We start from the raw sequence: 15,549 nt of genomic DNA on the forward strand, positions 1-15,549 counted from the left end.
CGGCGGGTTGTCCGGAAGCGGTCCGGAGGTGTGCGGGTTTGTTCGGCTCGATCGGGTAGAACAGCCGGGTGACCAACTTTGCTGCTCGTCTTCGCGCCCGGGAACAACTCGTCGGCTACTGGGTGGTGCTCGACGCGCCGCCGTCGACCGAGCGGATCGCTCGGGTTGGGTACGACTACGTGGTGCTGGACGCGCAGCACGGGCTGCTGAGTACGCGGGGGATCCTCGACGGGTTGACGGCGATCGACGCGGCGGGGGCTGGGCGGGGTGCGATGCGGGTCGGAGGCGCGAGCGTCGAGGCCGGTGACGCGACGGTTGGGTTGGTGCGCGTGGAGGCGAACAACGCGACGCCGATCGGGCGAGCGCTCGACGCGGGGGCGACCGGGGTGATCGTGCCGCTGGTGGACACCGCCGAGGACGCGGCGTACGCCGTACGGGCGGCCAAGTACCCGCCGAGCGGGATCCGGTCGTACGGGCCGACGCGGGGCGGGCTGCGGATCGGGCCGGTGCCGGCCGAGTCGGACGCGGCGACCGTCGTACTGGCGATGATCGAGACCGCCTCCGGGCTGGCGAACGTCGAGGAGATCTGTGCGACGCCTGGGCTGGACGGGATCTACGTCGGGCCATCTGACCTGTGTCTGGCGGTCGGCGGGAAGTTCCCCGGCGATCCCGACGTGCGCGACGTGTTCGACGCGGCCGTCGTCCGGATCGCCGAGGCAGCGGCCGCGGCGGGAGTTGCCGCGGGCATCCACACGAACGACGGCACGACGGCCAAGCGCCGACTGACCGAGGGCTACACGTACGCGACGGTCTCCTCCGATGTCGATCACCTGGAGGGCATCGCCGCCGAACACTTGGCGGTTGTGAAGGGCTGAACAGTCCGCCCGTCCCTGGCTGTCACCTTGCGTGCCGGGGACGGCGGGATGGCCTGCTGGTAGGCCACCCGCATCCGCCCGCACGCGCACCCGCATCCCGTGCACACGCCGCATGCCCGCGCACACGCCGCGCCCGCATGCCTGCGTACACGCCCGCCCGCGCACACGCCATACCCGCCCGCGCACACCCCGGCACCCGCCCGCCCGCGCACACCCCGCATACCCGCGCACACGCCGCACGCCCGACCCCCGCCCCGCCCAGGAACTCCGGCTGTGAAGTGGCCGCAGCGGCCCGTGCCCCAAGCAACCTCACCGGCCGCATTGGCAGCAGGCGACTGGCTTGTTGTTGGACGACTGACGCCGTACATCGCGTCAGTCGTCGTACAAGGAAGCAGTCGTGCGGAACGGGGCAGTCGGTCGGCCGGTGGTCGTGGGGAGGGTGTACGGCGTGGGTGCGGCTCGGCGGCGATGCGGCCGGTGGGGTTGCTGGTGGTACAGGCCGCTGCGGCCGGGAACAGCAGATTGTTGTCTGGCAGCGTGCCGGGTGGCCGGGTGGCCGGGTGGCCGGGTGGCCGGGTGCAGGGGTGGGCGAGCGCCGGAGTGGGTCGGTGGCGGGGTGGGCGGGGCCTGGGTGGTGAGGGGTTGAGCTGGGCGCTGTGGGCCGGGCTGGGGCGTTAGAGGACTCCGGCGAAGGGGTCTTCCAGGGTCTGCCAGTCGAGGGTGGCCAGTTCGGACTCGGTGAGTAGGCAGGCGTCGAGGACCGACTGGAGGCGGGCCGGGTCGAGGCCTACTCCGGTGGCGACGACGGTGCACTCGGCGAGGTGGTTGGTGTCGGACCACTCGCCGAGCGTGCCCAGGGAGGCGCTGTAACCGGCTGACTCCCAGCGGACGCGTTGCGTCGGGCGGTTGGCGAGCCAGACGACGCCTCGGCTGCGGACTACGCCGTTGACGATGTCTTCGAGGGCGTCGTTGAGGCGGGCCGGGTGGAGGGGTCGGGTTGAGCGCCACAACACCGTCGTGACGCCGTCGCCGCTGGGTTGGAGGCGGTCGCTGTTGGCGAGGTCGCCTGCCCAGGCTTCGGCGGCGGCGAAGTCGAAGAGGCCTGTACGGGCGACCGGCGCAGCCGGTACGCCGGCCGGGTCGGTCGCGACGACCGTCGTACGGGGGTTGAGGTGGTGCAGCAAGTTCTGCAGGCGTTCCGGTGCCTGGCTGCGGTGGGCGTTCGCGAGGACGCAGATGTCGGCGTACTCGATCTGCCGTGCGGTCAGCTCGGCGACGTTCCGGCGATCCGGCGGGCCGAGGGCGAGACCGCGTTCGTCGAGGAGTTCGTCGCCGGAGAGTTGCTCGACCAGCAGTACGGCGTCGACGACGCAGGTGACGGTGTCGACCTCGACCTCCGGCATCGTCGCGACGAGCGCGCCGGCGAGCGGACGGGCCTCCATCGCGGGCGGGGTCGCGAGCACGATGTGGTGCCAGTGGCCGCGCGCGACGAGCGTCTCCAGCAGCGGGAGCAGCGACTCGATCAGCTGGCAGGCGCCGCAGTCGTCGTCGACGGTGAACTCACCCGCGTCGATCCGGCCGCCGGCGTCGACGACCTGCCAGGTCAGGACGCCGCGGCTGCGCAGCTCGTCCTGGTCGACGACGATCGCGACGGTGGTCGCGTCGGTGACGGCGTCCAGGACGGGCCCGCGAAGGGTCGTCGAGAGCCCTACGAGCAAGGACAGCGGGGTCTTCCGGTGGGCGGCCATGGCGCGAGTATATGAAAACGATTTTCATCAGTCCAGAGGTTGACGCGTCAGACTTTCCCGGGAGGGCGGGAAATTTCCGCGTCGCGCCGGGGAATCGTGGCGGCCGGGCTGTTAATTGTTAAGCCGGTCACGCTCGGGGCGGGTGGAGGTCGGCGCTTCCCCGGGCGGGTGGGCGCGGGCTAGCCTCCGGTGAAGAGGTAGGGCCGCGAGCAGCGCCGGCTGCGGGCGCGACCGTCGACCTGAGGAGGCGCTGTGCCGGATCGGTCGGAGGTGGCGGCGGAAGAGTTCGCGGCCGTGCTGCGCGCCGCGATCCAGGCGCGCGGGCTCGGGCTGGAGCGGATCCGCGATCGGCTGCGGGCGCAGGGCGTGACGGTCAGCCTCGCCACGCTCAGCTACTGGCAGTCCGGACGGTCGCGGCCCGAGCGGCGGGACTCGCTGGTCGCCGTGGCCTTGCTGGAGGTCGTGCTGGAGGTCCCCGAGGGAACGCTGCTGTCGTCGCTCGGCCCGCCGCGGCGCCGCGGTCGTTGGCTGAGCACCGTGCCGTCGTCGGCGGAGGTCGCCGCCTTCTGGGCCGAGCCCGACCCGGTCGAGGACGCGGTCAGCGAGGTCGACATCCACTGGGACGAGCGACTGACCCGCATCAGCCAGCACGATCGCGTGTACGTCGGGGCGGACGGCGGCGAGCTGTCGTACCACTCGCGCCAGGTCCTCCGCGCGGAGGCGGACGGCCCGGACCGCTGGGTGGTCATCATGCACCTCGACGAGCACGACCGCCCGCTGCCCGCGATCCGCCCGCTCAGGCACTGCCATCTCGGTCGTGTCGTCTCGCGCCCGGGCGACGGCCTGCTCGTCGCCGAGCTGCTGTTCGACCGCCCGCTCCGCAAGGGCGAAACGGTGATCACCGAGCACGAGCTCGTCAACTCCCCGCCGTACCCGCCGGCCGACAACTACGAACGCAAGTTCCGCCTGCCGGTGCGCGAGTACGTCCTGGAGATCTCCTTCGAAACCCCACCGACGTGGTGCGAGCAGTACTCCCAGCTCGACGACAGCGCCGAACAGTCCCGCCCTGTCGACCCCGCCCCCGCGGTCCACGGCGTAGCCCTCAACTTCGGGCCGGGCCTCTACGGCTTCCGCTGGACGTTCTAGCCGACCAGCAGGCAGAACGGATGTCCGGCGGGGTCCGCGAGCACGTAGAGCGCCTCGCGGGGGTCGGACGTTCGGTCGAGCAGGAGCCGAGCCCCGAGCGCCTCTGCTCGTTGCCGGTGGCGCTCCAGCTCGTCGCGGCTCGGCACCCGGAAGTCCATGTGCATCTGCATCGGTACGTCGGGCTCCGGCCAGGACGCCGGCCGCAACACCTCGACCCGCTGCACGGCGAGCTTGCGTACGCCGTCGCCGTCGACGAGTGCCAGCCAGTCGGCGTCGTCCTCGGTGCAGTCGGCTGGTGGGTCGTCGCCGGGGCGGTACTGCAGGCCGAGTAGTTGGCGGTAGAACTCGGCGAGACCGCGTGGGTCGGTGGTGTCCAGGGCGGTGTGCATCAGCTCGGGGAACTGGCTCATGCCTGCTCATCCTAGCTGTGAAGTGTTGAGGCTTCTTGGCTGCGGTGTGGGGGCGGTTTTGTTAAGTGTGAAAGGGATCTGGGCGATTTCGGTTGGTGCGGTTCGCTCCTAGGGTCGGGCCACCCCTCCCGGATGGACAAGGAGCAAAATCCCATGAAACGTCGTAGGACAATGGTGATCGGTGGATCGGCGGTGGTGGGCCTGGTGGCCGGCCTGGTGGCGATCGGTGGGCCGGCGACGGCGGCTCAGCCTTCGCCCGTCGGTCCGCAGCAGGTGTCGGAGCGGTTGCCTAAGGCATCGGATTTGGCGGGGCGGTGGATCGCGGGGGACGGGACGCTGCATGTTGCTGTGATCGGCGCGGCTGCTGCTGAGCGGGTTCGTCGGGCCGGTGGGACGCCGCAGGTGGTGGCTCGGAGTCAGGCGCAGCTGGACGGGCTGCTGGCCAAGGTCGACAAGATTGCGCGGGCCGAGCGGACCGCGCAGAGCTGGGGGATCGATCCGGCGTCCAACAAGGTCGTCGTGAAGGTGCGTGGCGCGTTCGGCGCGTTCGACGGGCTGGGCGACGGCGTACAGGTCGTGCGGACGAAGACGAACTTCCGTCAGCAGGCCGGCGACGTGCACCCGGGGGACCCGTGGTGGCCGGGGAGTGAGAGCAACTGCTCGGTCGGCTTCCCGGCCACTGATGCCCAGGGCAACAAGCACTTCCTGACCGCCGGGCACTGCACCAACGACGCCAGCCAGGCGGCGTACGGGGCGGCCAGTCAGCAGAACCGGCTCGGGACGTCGAACGTCGGTGGCAGTCGCAGCATCAACGCCCGGGAAGGTGACATGGGCGTCGTCGCGGTGACCGAGGCCGGCTGGAACATCTCGCCGGAGGTGAACACGTGGGGCCAGCCCGCGATCACCGTGACCGGCTCGGCCGAGGCGATCGTCGGGGACACGGTCTGCCACTCGGGCAACACCGCGCCGAAGTTCGAGTGCGGCAAGGTGCGGGCGGTGAACCAGTCGATCGACTACGGCAGCGTGGTGATCGACGGACTCACCACCACCGACGCCTGCTCGCAGGGCGGCGACTCCGGCGGCGCCTGGCTGCGCGGTGACAAGGCTGTCGGGTTGCACTCCGGCGGCAACTCCAGCTGTGTGGCGAACGACGACAACTCGATCTTCCAGCCGGTCAACGAGGCACTGGCGAAGTGGAGCCTCACCCTGCTCACCGGTGACGGCGGACCGGGCGACCCGGACGACACTCAGGCGCCGACGGCACCGGGCAACGTCCGCTCGACCGGTACGACGAGCAGCTCGATCGCACTCGCCTGGGACGCAGCCAGCGACAACGTCGGGGTCACGGGGTACGACGTCTACAGCGGCAGCACCTTGGCCACGTCGGTCGCCGGCACCTCCGCCACGGTCAGCGGGCTGGCCGCTGACACGGCGTACTCGTTCACCGTGCAGGCGAAGGACGCTGCGGGCAACAAGTCCCCGCAGAGCGCTGCTGTGGCGACCCGGACGCAGCCGGGCAGCAGCGGCGGCCGGACGTACAGCAACGGCACGGACTACCCGATCCGCGACTTCCAGACCGTGGTGAGCGCAGTCCGCTCGACTGCGACGGGCCGGGCGAGCAGCCCGCTCAAGGTGACGGTCGAAGGCAGCCACACCTGCCTGGAGGACCTCAACATCAGCCTGGTGTCACCGAGCGGCCGCTGGTACTACCTGCAGCGGTACGGCGGCAGCACCTGCCACCCGCTGCCCGCCAGCAAGACCTACTCGGTGCCGACCACCGAGAACGCAGCAGGCACCTGGACCCTCCGCATCGGCGACAACGGCCCAGGCGACACCGGCACGCTGACCAACTGGTCCATCACCCTGTGACCACCGCCTGGCCGCCGTTCCTGAAAGTCAGGGGCGGCGGTCCGGGTTGTCTGGTAGGCAAGGCGCATGACGAATGCGATCGGGCGGTACGAGGGTGCGTGGGACGAGCTGGTCGGGCTGCTGAGGTTGGGGTTTGCGGCGCCCTGGAGTGATGAGCAGCTGGCGACCGAGGAGAAGATGTGGGACCCGGCGCGCAGCATCGTGGTGCGGGAGGACAAGGAGCTCGCCGGGCACACCGCGTCGTTCGCGATGACGATGACCGTGCCGGGGGCGCAGCTGCCGGTCGCAGGGGTCAGCCTGGTGTGCGTCAGCCCGACGCACACCCGGCGCGGGATTCTGCGGGACCTGATGCGCGCCCAGCTCACCGAGCTGTACGAAGGCGGGGTCGAGCCGGTCGCCGTACTGACTGCCAGTGAGCCGGTGATCTACGGCCGCTTCGGCTACGGCCTGGGGTCGGACCACCAGACGATCACCGTGCCGAAGGAGTCCCGCGCGCTGCGCCCGGTCGCCGGGATCGAGAACGTCAGGATCCGGTACGCCGACCCGCTGGAGGCCCGGCCGGTCACCACGAGGATCCACAACGAGGAGGCGCTCGGCCGGCCCGGGATGTTCCACCACGACGAGCGGTGGGAGCACTACGTCGGCAGTGAGAACGTCGTGACCGACACGAGCGGTGCCTCGCCACTGCGGTGCGTGCTGGCGTCGGTGGACGGTGAGGTGACCGGGTACGCCTACTACCGCACCCGCCGTACGACGAAGGGCTTTGTCGACGTCTCCCGGGTGCATGCACGCGACCTGGCCTCGCACGCGGCGCTCTGGCAGTTCCTGCTGAACCAGGACCTGCTCAGCGAGACGACGTACGAGCAGCTGCCGTCGGACGACCCGCTGCTGGCGCTGCTGGTCGACCCGAGGGCGCCGAAGCCGGTCACGGCGGACGGCCTGTGGGTGCGGCTGGCCGACGTCGGCAAGGCGCTGGCCGGCCGGACGTACGCCGAGGAGGTGGACGTGGTCCTAGGTGTCACCGACGAGTTCCTGCCGTGGAACGCCGGGCGGTGGCACCTGACCGGTGGGCCGGGTGGTGCGACCTGTGAGCAGACGGACCGGCCCGCCGACGTACTGGTCGACGTACGGGAGCTGGGCGCGGTGTACCTGGGCAGACCGTCGCTGGAGCTGCTCGGTGCGGCCGGTCTGGTCGAGGAGCGGACCGCAGGGGCACTTGCTGCAACCTCCAGGGCATTCCTCGGAAAACGCCTACCCTGGCTCGACACAGGCTTCTGATTCGGAGCTACTCTTCCCGGATGCAGCCGACGCGACGCAGTGTGCTGGCAGTCGCTGCTGCCCTCGTGCTGGGGGTTGCCGCGGTCGTGCTGGTGGTGTTCGCGTCGGCCGGCGGGAGCGTGCAGCCGCTGAGCGAGAGCACGCGGACCGCCGCGCCACGGACTCCGCCGCCGGTCAGCGTGACCCAGTCGGTGCCGGAGCTGACGGCCGGCCCGATGCCGTCGCCCAAGGAAGTGAAGCCGATCGAGGTCCCGGACTGGCTCAAGGCGCTGTGGATGGCGCTGGTGTACGCCGCCGCGGTGCTCCTCGTGCTCTTCCTGCTGAGGGTGGTCTACCGGATCTTGCGAAAGGTGGAGCTGCCACAGGCCGAGGACGATGACACGGACTGGGAGCGGGTCAAAGTGGACCGGCTCGCCGAGGCTGTGGAGTCCGGCCTGTCGGCAGTGGACTCCGGTACGGCGACCGACGCGGTCATCGCCTGCTGGGTCGCGCTGGAGGAGGCCGCGGCTTCGGCTGGTGTCGCGCGGGAGCCGTCGGAGACACCGGCCGAGTTCACTGTGCGGGTGCTCGGCATCGGCGGCATCTCCGAGCCGGAGCTGCTCCGGCTGGCCCAGCTCTACCGGGAGGCCCGCTACTCCACGCACGGCTCCAGCGAAGAGGCCCGTGCCCAGGCAAGAGCCGCGCTGCTCAGCCTGAGGGAAGAGCTGGCTGCAGCGGTGGCGGCCCGATGAGCACGTGGCCGACCGAGGAGACCACTCGCACCAGCACCGCCCGACCCAGCGCCGTCGACCGGGCTCGCGCGTTGAACCGGGTGCTGCTGCGGCATCTGTTGATCTGCCTGGTCGCCGCGCTGCTGCTGATCGCGGCCCTCGGCATCGCCGGTATGGCGCCGCGCGCGCTGTGGTTCGTCGGGCTGGCGCTGGCCATCGGGTTCGTGTCGGTGGCCGTGCGGCTGGTGTTCCCGCAGCTCATCGAGACCACTTGGCCGTCGCGGTTCGACGAGAAGTGGGCCGAGCTGCGCGGCCGCACCAACGACAACCGGACCCAGTTCCTGGCCACCTGGGTGCAGGAGTCCGGGCGGGAGCGCCGCAGCGGCGAGGGATCGCTGTCGTTCGCCCGGCGGATCCGGCCGATGCTGCTGGAGCTGACCACCGACCGGCTGGTGAACCGGCACGGCATCGACCCGAGCCTCGAGCCGGACCGCGCCCGCGCGCTGGTCGGCGACCAGGTGTGGGACCTGATCACCGGGACGAAGGCGGGTACGGCGTCGTTCGCCGAGCTCGAGCAGGCTGTCCGGACCATCGAGAAGCTGTGAGGAACTGTGACTGACCCCGAACTCCGCGAAGTCCCCGAGCCCGGCGCTGGGCTGACGCCGTACGACGTGTCGGAGCTGAGCCGGCGGGTGCTGGACCGGGTCGGCGAAGCGGTGGTCGGCAAGGGCGAGGCGCTGGAGCTGGTGCTGGCCGGGATCCTGGCCGGCGGGCACGTGCTGCTGGAGGACTACCCGGGCCTGGCCAAGACGCTGGCCGCGCGGTCGTTCGCGCAGGCGCTCGGGCTGGAGTTCCGGCGGGTCCAGTTCACGCCGGACCTGCTGCCCTCCGATGTGACCGGCGCGTTCGTCTACGACCAGAAGAACGGCGAGTTCGTCTTCCGGCCCGGTCCGATCTTCACCGGCCTGCTGCTGGCCGACGAGATCAACCGGACGCCTCCGAAGACCCAGGCCGCGCTGCTGGAGTCGATGCAGGAGCACCAGGTCACCGTCGAGGGCCAGACCTTCCCGCTGCCGGTCCCGTTCCACGTGCTGGCCACCGCGAACCCGGTCGAGTACGAGGGCACCTACCCGTTGCCGGAGGCCCAGCTCGACCGCTTCATGCTGCGGATCGGCTTCGGCTACCCCAGCGCCGACGAGGAGTGGCAGGTCCTCCAGCGCCGGATGGCCCGCCGCCAGGAGGACCAGTACGTCGAACCGGTCACCGACGCGGCCGGTCTGCTCGCCGCACAGCGTGCTGTCGAGACGGTGAGCGTCGACGACACCGTAGGCCGGTACTGCGTGGAGCTGGCCGCCGCTACCCGGCGGGACTCGCAGGTGCTCGTCGGTGCGTCCCCGCGCGGGTCGCTGGCGCTGCTGCTGACCGCCAGGTCGTACGCCGTCATCCAGGGGCGCGACTACGTCGTACCGGAGGACGTGAAGGCCGTGGCCGTGCCTGCGCTGGCACACCGGATCACTGTGCGGCCGGAGCTGTGGCTGCACGACGTGAGCGGTGCGAGCGTCGTACGGGCTGTGCTCGCGCAGGTGCCGGCGCCGCCGACCGTCGTGGGCGCCCGGCAGTGACCTGGCGGCCGACCCACGCGCAGGTCCGGGTGGTCTGCGTGGCCGCCGGACTGCTGGTGGTCGCGGTCGTCGCCCGCCGGCCCGACCTGGCCGTGCTCGGGATGCCGCTGGCCTTCGTCGCGGTCTGGGGACGCTTCTTCCGGCCGCGGACCGTCCCGCAGGTAGCGACCGAGCTGGACGCGGACGTGCTGTTCGAGGGGCAGGCGACGACGTACCGGGTGCTGGTGCCGGGCACCGTCGACCCGGACATCGATCTGGTCGTTGCCGCGGTGCCGCGGACGCAGTGGTTCCGGTACGACCCGCCGCAGGCCGCTGTGGCCGAGTCGGCAGCTGACGGAACTGTGTCGGTGGAGGTCGGCGTACGGTCCGAGCGGTGGGGGCTGCGGCGGTTGGAGCGGCCGCAGGTGATCGCCACGTCGGACCTGGGGTCGTACCGGGTGCAGTTGGCGGATGCAGCGGTGCAGACCGTCACCACACTGCCGCTGCGGGAGGGCTTCGAGGCTGTTGACGCCGTACCGCGTCCTGCTGGGCTGGTTGGCCTGCACCGGTCGCGGCGGCCGGGTGAGGGGACCGAACTGTCAGGTGTGCGGCCGTTCCGGACCGGGGACAGGCTGCGGCGGATCAACTGGTCGGTGTCGGCGCGGACCCGTGAGCTGCACGTGACGTCGACCTGGTCGGACCGGGACACCGAGGTGGTGATCCTGCTGGACACCGGTGCCGACGTCGGGATCAGCGAGGGCGTCGACGGGCGCTCCAGCAGCCTGGACACGGCTGTGCGGGCCGCGGCGTCGATCGCCGAGCACTACCTGCGGCACGGAGACCGCGTGCGCCTGGTCGACACCGGTACGACGGTTGGTGGCGTGCGGGCCGGCAGCGGGCGGTCGCACCTGCGGCGGATCCTGGACGTGCTGGTGCACGCTGACCAGAAGGGCCGCCAGCAGGACGAGCAGGCGCTGGCACGGCGGCACCGGATCCGGGCGGACAGCCTGGTGCTGGTGCTCAGCCCGCTGCTCCGGCCGGCTGTGCTCGGGTACGTGGTGACGCTGGTGCACTCGGGGTGCACGGTGATCGCCGTGGACACGCTGCCGGATGAGGTGGCGGACGTGATCGACCTGGACCAGCACGACTCCGCGGCGTGGCCGCTGGCGTGGCGACTGCGACTACTTGAAAGGCGTCGGGAGCTGGATCGCTTGGGGGACCTGGGTGTTCCGACTGTGCGTTGGCGTGGCGCCGGGACGTTGGATGAGGTCCTGCGCGACGCAGCACGAGTAGCTACGGCTCCCCGGATGCGCTCATGAGAGAGGTTTGCGGGGTGGACTTGTGAGCATCGCGGATCGGTTGACTCGGTGGTTGGGGGAGCTGCGGGCGTTCGGGCGAGGGCCCTTGATCGCTCGCGGGTTGATCGGGCTGGGCGGAGTGATCGCTCTGGTCGTGCCGGCTCTGCAGCCTTGGGATCAGATGGATGCTGTGTGGGTTGTGGGCGGGGCTTTGCTGTTGGTCTGTTTGGCGTTGCCGGACTCCGCGGCCGCGTTGCTGTTTCTGGTCGTCGTACTGGCTGAGTGGTTGCTCAGGGCGCCGGCGGACGTGGGCTGGGCGACCGTCGTCACGGCGCTCGCGCTGCTTCTGCTGCACCTGGCGTCGGCGTATGCGGCGCAGTTGCCGTCGTACGCGAAGGTCGGGCCGCGGTCGCTGCGCAGGTGGTTGCTTCCGGCAAGCATTGCCGTACTGCTCGCGCCGCTGGTCGCGGTGGGTGGAGCGGTCGTGCGTGGTGCTGACGTGCCGGGCTCACTGGTTGTCACCGTCGCCGCGCTGGCGGCCGCGACGGCTGCGGTGTGGTTCGCCTCGGGTCAGTCGGTGAACGACTAGAGGTTCTCCAGCAGGTCGCCGGCCCAGGTGCAGGCGACCGGGTTCGGGCCGACGACCTGCATCGCGGCCATCACGGTCAGCAGCATGCCGGTCGCCATGAACTCGCGGGTCTCCTCCGGCGTCGCGCCGGTGAGGTCGCGGACCGTCCGGTAGATCTGGCCGAAGCGCTCGCGGGACGCCTTGCCGATCGCCGGCTCGGCGCTGGCGGCGAATCCGTGCAGCAGCACGACCAGCAGCTCCCGCTTCTGGAGCAGCTGGTTGAACGCGTCGCCGAGCGACGCCAGGTCGGCCTGCTTCTCGGCGGCCGTCCGGAACGCCTGCTCGATCTGGTCGCAGACCCGCTCCAGCGTGGCCAGGAACAGCTGCTGCTTGGTGCCGAACAGCCGGATCACGTACGGCTGCGAGACCCCCGCGAGCCGGGCGATCTCGTCGGTCTTCGTCCCGGCGTACCCAGATTCGCCGAACGCGATGATCGCTGCCTCCAGCACCTCTTCGCCGCGCTCGGCCGCGGTCAGCCTGGTTCTGGTCATGGTTGCAATGTTATCAGTCAATGCATACAGTCCTTGTTATCAGTCGATAACAACTAAGGATGCGCTATGACATCGACCGTCCTCGAGCCTGAGATCCGGGCGACCCGATCGCTCGGCACCGTGCTGGCCGTGGTGGGCATTCCCGTCTTCATGGTCACGCTCGACAACCTGGTGGTCACCACGGCGCTGCCGGTGATCAAGAACGACCTGGGCGCCTCGCTGACCGACCTGCAGTGGTTCGTGAACGCCTACACGCTGTCCTTCGCCGCGCTGCTGCTGACCGCCTCGGCGATCGGGGACCGGCTCGGACGCCGGCGGATCTTCCTGGCCGGGCTGGCCCTGTTCACGGTCGCGTCGGCGGCCTGCGCGCTGGCGACCGAGCCGTGGATGCTGATCGGCGCTCGGGCGATCCAGGGTCTCGGGGCCGCCGCCGTGATGCCGTTGTCGCTGACGTTGCTGTCGGCCGCCGTACCAGCGGGGAAGCGGAGCGCCGCGATCGGCATCTGGGGCGGGATCTCCGGGCTCGGCGTCGCGGTCGGGCCGGTGGTCGGCGGCGCGGTCGTCGACGGGCTCAACTGGCAGTGGATCTTCTGGCTGAACGTGCCGATCGGGGTGCTCGCGCTGCCGTTCGTGGCCCGCGTCCTGACTGAGTCGTACGGCGGAAGCCACCGGTTCGACCCGGTCGGGCTGGTGCTGTCGGCGACCGGTCTGCTGGGTGTGGTCTGGGGTGTCGTGCACGGCGCCGACGACGGCTGGACCTCCGCACCGGTGCTCGGTGGACTGGTCGGTGGTGCCGCACTGCTGGTCGCCTTCCTGGTCTGGGAAGGACGGTCGGCGACGCCGATGCTGCCGCTGCGGCTGTTCCGGATCCGGGCGATCAGCGTGGTCAACGCGACGTCGTTCACCTTCTCGCTCGGGGTGTTCGGGGCGGTCTTCCTGCTGGCGCAGTTCTTCCAGGTGGTGCAGGGGTACTCGCCGCTCGACTCGGGGCTGCGGACGCTGCCCTGGACGGCCGCGCCGATGGTCGTCGCGCCGATCGCCGGGCTGATCGTCGACCGGGTCGGTGCGCGGGTGCTGATCGCGAGCGGCCAGGCGTTGCTGGCCGTCGCGCTCGGGTGGATGGCGGTGGTGACGACGGTGGACGTGGTCTACAGCTCGTACGTCGTACCGTTCCTGCTGGCCGGGGTCGGGATGGGACTGACCTTCGCGCCGACCGCGAGCGTGGTGATGGGCGCCGCGGCCGAGAACGACCGGGGCGTGGCGTCGGGCACCAACAACACGGTCCGCGAGGTCGGGGTGGCGATGGGGGTCGCGGTGCTGGCGTCGGTCTTCGCCTCGGCGGGCGGGTACGAGTCGCCGGAACGGTTCGTCGACGGGCTGGTCCCGGCGGTCTGGGTGGGGGCCGCCGTGGTCGCTGTGGGTGCGTTCGTTGCCCTGCTCATCCCGGGTCCGAGCAAGACCCGCTGACTGTCCCCGGCGTACGGCAGGATGGTCCCTCGCACGCATGACGCGAGGAGCACCACAGGGGTTTTGGGGCCTCCCGCTCTGGACCGACGAGGGAAGAGCGGGAGACAAAGCCCCAAAACCCGCGGCGACGAAGTCGACGCCAAAAGCACAGCTGGGGAGGAACTGCACAATGCTGAACACCGACGACGTACGCCGGATTGCTCTGTCGCTGCCGGGGACGGTGGAGAAGAAGCGGTGGAACCATCCGACTTTCGACGTCGGTGGGCGGATGTTTCTGACCGTGCCGGATGATCAGACGTCGTTCGCGGTGCGCTGTCCCCGGCTCGAGCGGGACGAGCTGATCGCGGCCGAGCCGGAGAAGTTCTGGGTCCCGCAGCACGAGGCCGGTTCGGCGTGGGTCCGGGCCAGGCTGTCGGCGCTGGAAGGCACCGACGAGCTGCACGACATCGTGCTCGACTCCTGGCAGCAGACCGCGCCGGACAGCTTGAAGTCCTAGTCCTCTTCGGCCTTGAAGCGGGACTCCTTGAACCACAGCGACCGGTCGACCCGGCGCTCCAGTTCGGCGACCACCTTCTTGCCGCCGCGGTAGAGATCCCCGGAGACCGGGAGCACGCACCCGTTCGCCCCGAACACCACCGACGTCCCGTCGCCCGCCCGCATCACGCCGGCGACACCGGCCCACGGCACGCGGTGCACGCCGTCCTCGTCGCGGACCGCCAGCCCGTCCGGCGCCAGGACGAGCGTCATCTCCCGCGCTCCCCGCACGAAGAGCCGCGCAACCCGCGGCGGTCGGAACTCCTCCCCAGCAGGCAACTCCCCGCCGACCGGGCAGAGCGGCACCTCGGTGAACCCGTGCTTGGTCCACTGCCCGACCGCATCCTCCGCGGCGTACCCGATGGCCGTCGGCAGCGCGGCACGCAGTGCGGCGGCCAGGTCGTCCGGCCGGACCGCCCGCACCCGCTCAGGGGCAAGCGGCTCGCCCTCCGGCTCGTCGAACAGTTCCCGGCGCAGTACGGCGAACTCTGCGCTCAGCTCGGCGTCGCTGGTCGCCGTCTGCTCCTCGAACCGGTCCAGTGCCAGCTGGAGCTCCTCCTCCGACGGGCCGTTGGCCGCCAGGTCCGTCAGCGCCTCGACGACGGCCTGGGCGACCGCCTCCTCGGAGCCCTCGCGGGCCTCGGCGTACAGGACCCAGTCGGTCATGCCGTCCGCCTGCTGCACGGAGTCGTAGTCGACGACGTAGCTGTGCCCGCCCGCGTGCCGGGCGCTCTCCTCGATGCGCTGCTGCAGTACGTCGGTCGCCAGCTCGGCGGTGTGGGATGCGTCATCGTTGGGCAGCGAGAGCAGTACGGCGGCACCGGGGATGCCGTAGCCGACTACTGACGGGCCGGGGAACTGTCGGGCGGGGTAGCGCCCGTGCCGGGGCCGAGCGCCGGCCGCCTCGGCTCCAGCGGGTTGGGACTGAGCACTGGCCGGCAGCGGTAGCTTCAGGCCGGCCGGGACCGGCCCGGTGATCTGCAGTACGGCGTTGTCGGCGGTGAACCACTTCTGGGCGAAGGTGTTGACCTGCTCGGCAGTGATGCCGTCCGGCCCAGGACCGTCGAGCCAGTCGAGCCCGGCGCCTCGGGCGCCGTACCGGACGTAGTAGAGCAGCGCGGCCATCGGGTGCGTGACCCAGCCGTCCTCAGCAGCCAGTACGCCGGCCTCCACCTCCAGCCGCTCGACCGGTGGGGCGGACAGGGCCGCGCAGATGCCGGTGAGGAACTCGCCGACGCGCTCCGGCGTACCGGAGGCTACGAAGCTGGTGGTGGTCGTCGAGACCGTGGCGTCGATCTGGATCGGCAGCCGGCGCACTGTGCTCATCACCAGGTGTTCCAGGGCGTGAGCGACGCCCACCGTGGGCAGTGTCTCGTCCCGTGCGCCGACGGCGAAGGTCAGGGTGGCATCGGTGGTGGTCTGCGGCTCCTGGTGGTGCAGCAGGCGAACACCGTCGAGGTACTGAGGCATGGGACGTCCTGTCGGAAGAGGAGA

General features: G+C 70.8%; 15 protein-coding genes. 11 read left to right on the top strand and 4 right to left on the bottom strand.

Going from position 1 to position 15,549, the window contains the following annotated elements; genetic code table 11:
• The first annotated feature begins 68 nt into the window (after positions 1-68).
• The gene (locus ACLQ2O_RS31805; RefSeq protein WP_425838872.1) at positions 69-875 is read left to right on the top strand and encodes an HpcH/HpaI aldolase family protein; all 807 of its coding nucleotides are present in this window, start codon (positions 69-71) and stop codon (positions 873-875) included.
• A 674-nt stretch (positions 876-1,549) separates the two neighbouring features.
• Here the strand turns inward: ACLQ2O_RS31805 and ACLQ2O_RS31810 are convergent.
• Entirely contained in the window at positions 1,550-2,623 is a 1,074-nt protein-coding gene (locus ACLQ2O_RS31810; RefSeq protein WP_425838874.1) for a CobW family GTP-binding protein, read from the bottom strand.
• Positions 2,624-2,875: 252 nt separating this feature from the next.
• On the opposite strand from ACLQ2O_RS31810, the gene ACLQ2O_RS31815 reads away from it, so the two are divergent.
• Positions 2,876-3,769, top strand: a complete 894-nt coding sequence (locus ACLQ2O_RS31815; protein ID WP_425838877.1) for an XRE family transcriptional regulator — start codon at positions 2,876-2,878, stop codon at positions 3,767-3,769.
• Here ACLQ2O_RS31815 and ACLQ2O_RS31820 read toward each other — a convergent pair.
• Positions 3,766-4,179: a VOC family protein gene (locus ACLQ2O_RS31820; RefSeq protein WP_425838880.1), complete on the bottom strand. Its 414-nt coding sequence runs from the start codon at positions 4,177-4,179 to the stop codon at positions 3,766-3,768. The two genes, ACLQ2O_RS31815 and ACLQ2O_RS31820, sit on opposite strands and share 4 nt — an antisense overlap.
• Positions 4,180-4,332: 153 nt before the next feature.
• On the opposite strand from ACLQ2O_RS31820, the gene ACLQ2O_RS31825 reads away from it, so the two are divergent.
• The 7 genes from ACLQ2O_RS31825 to ACLQ2O_RS31855 all read left to right on the top strand — a co-directional run bounded on the left by ACLQ2O_RS31825 (position 4,333) and on the right by ACLQ2O_RS31855 (position 11,524).
• Complete coding sequence (locus tag ACLQ2O_RS31825) at positions 4,333-6,048, top strand: proprotein convertase P-domain-containing protein (protein WP_425838883.1); 1,716 nt, start codon at positions 4,333-4,335, stop codon at positions 6,046-6,048.
• Between the two features lie 66 nt (positions 6,049-6,114).
• Positions 6,115-7,326 carry a GNAT family N-acetyltransferase gene (locus tag ACLQ2O_RS31830; protein ID WP_425838886.1) on the top strand — a complete coding sequence of 404 codons (1,212 nt, stop codon included), beginning with the start codon at positions 6,115-6,117 and terminating at the stop codon, positions 7,324-7,326.
• A gap of 20 nt (positions 7,327-7,346) precedes the next feature.
• Positions 7,347-8,057: a DUF4129 domain-containing protein gene (locus ACLQ2O_RS31835; RefSeq protein ID WP_425838888.1), complete on the top strand. Its 711-nt coding sequence runs from the start codon at positions 7,347-7,349 to the stop codon at positions 8,055-8,057.
• Positions 8,054-8,641 carry a hypothetical protein gene (locus tag ACLQ2O_RS31840; RefSeq protein WP_425838891.1) on the top strand — a complete coding sequence of 196 codons (588 nt, stop codon included), beginning with the start codon at positions 8,054-8,056 and terminating at the stop codon, positions 8,639-8,641. Before ACLQ2O_RS31835 ends, ACLQ2O_RS31840 begins: the two co-directional genes overlap by 4 nt.
• Positions 8,642-8,647: 6 nt before the next feature.
• On the top strand, positions 8,648-9,658 hold the full coding sequence (locus ACLQ2O_RS31845; protein WP_425838894.1) for an AAA family ATPase: 1,011 nt from the start codon (positions 8,648-8,650) through the stop codon (positions 9,656-9,658).
• The gene (locus ACLQ2O_RS31850; protein ID WP_425838896.1) at positions 9,655-10,956 is read left to right on the top strand and encodes a DUF58 domain-containing protein; all 1,302 of its coding nucleotides are present in this window, start codon (positions 9,655-9,657) and stop codon (positions 10,954-10,956) included. Before ACLQ2O_RS31845 ends, ACLQ2O_RS31850 begins: the two co-directional genes overlap by 4 nt.
• A gap of 160 nt (positions 10,957-11,116) precedes the next feature.
• Complete coding sequence (locus ACLQ2O_RS31855; protein WP_425838899.1) at positions 11,117-11,524, top strand: hypothetical protein; 408 nt, start codon at positions 11,117-11,119, stop codon at positions 11,522-11,524.
• On the opposite strand, the gene ACLQ2O_RS31860 is transcribed toward ACLQ2O_RS31855, so the two are convergent.
• On the bottom strand, positions 11,521-12,054 hold the full coding sequence (locus tag ACLQ2O_RS31860) for a TetR/AcrR family transcriptional regulator (protein WP_425838902.1): 534 nt from the start codon (positions 12,052-12,054) through the stop codon (positions 11,521-11,523). The genes ACLQ2O_RS31855 and ACLQ2O_RS31860 overlap by 4 nt on opposite strands.
• A gap of 66 nt (positions 12,055-12,120) precedes the next feature.
• Here ACLQ2O_RS31860 and ACLQ2O_RS31865 point away from each other — a divergent pair, with 66 nt between their 5' ends.
• Positions 12,121-13,521 (top strand): MFS transporter, encoded by a 1,401-nt coding sequence (locus ACLQ2O_RS31865; RefSeq protein ID WP_425838905.1) that lies wholly within the window; start codon positions 12,121-12,123, stop codon positions 13,519-13,521.
• A 169-nt stretch (positions 13,522-13,690) separates the two neighbouring features.
• Entirely contained in the window at positions 13,691-14,017 is a 327-nt protein-coding gene (locus ACLQ2O_RS31870; RefSeq protein WP_425838908.1) for an MmcQ/YjbR family DNA-binding protein, read from the top strand.
• On the opposite strand, the gene ACLQ2O_RS31875 is transcribed toward ACLQ2O_RS31870, so the two are convergent.
• Entirely contained in the window at positions 14,014-15,525 is a 1,512-nt protein-coding gene (locus tag ACLQ2O_RS31875) for an insulinase family protein (protein ID WP_425838911.1), read from the bottom strand. The two genes, ACLQ2O_RS31870 and ACLQ2O_RS31875, sit on opposite strands and share 4 nt — an antisense overlap.
• Between the last annotated feature and the right edge of the window lie 24 nt (positions 15,526-15,549).

It is taken from the genome of Kribbella sp. DT2 (assembly GCF_049844575.1).
Taxonomy (GTDB): Bacteria; Actinomycetota; Actinomycetes; order Propionibacteriales; family Kribbellaceae; genus Kribbella.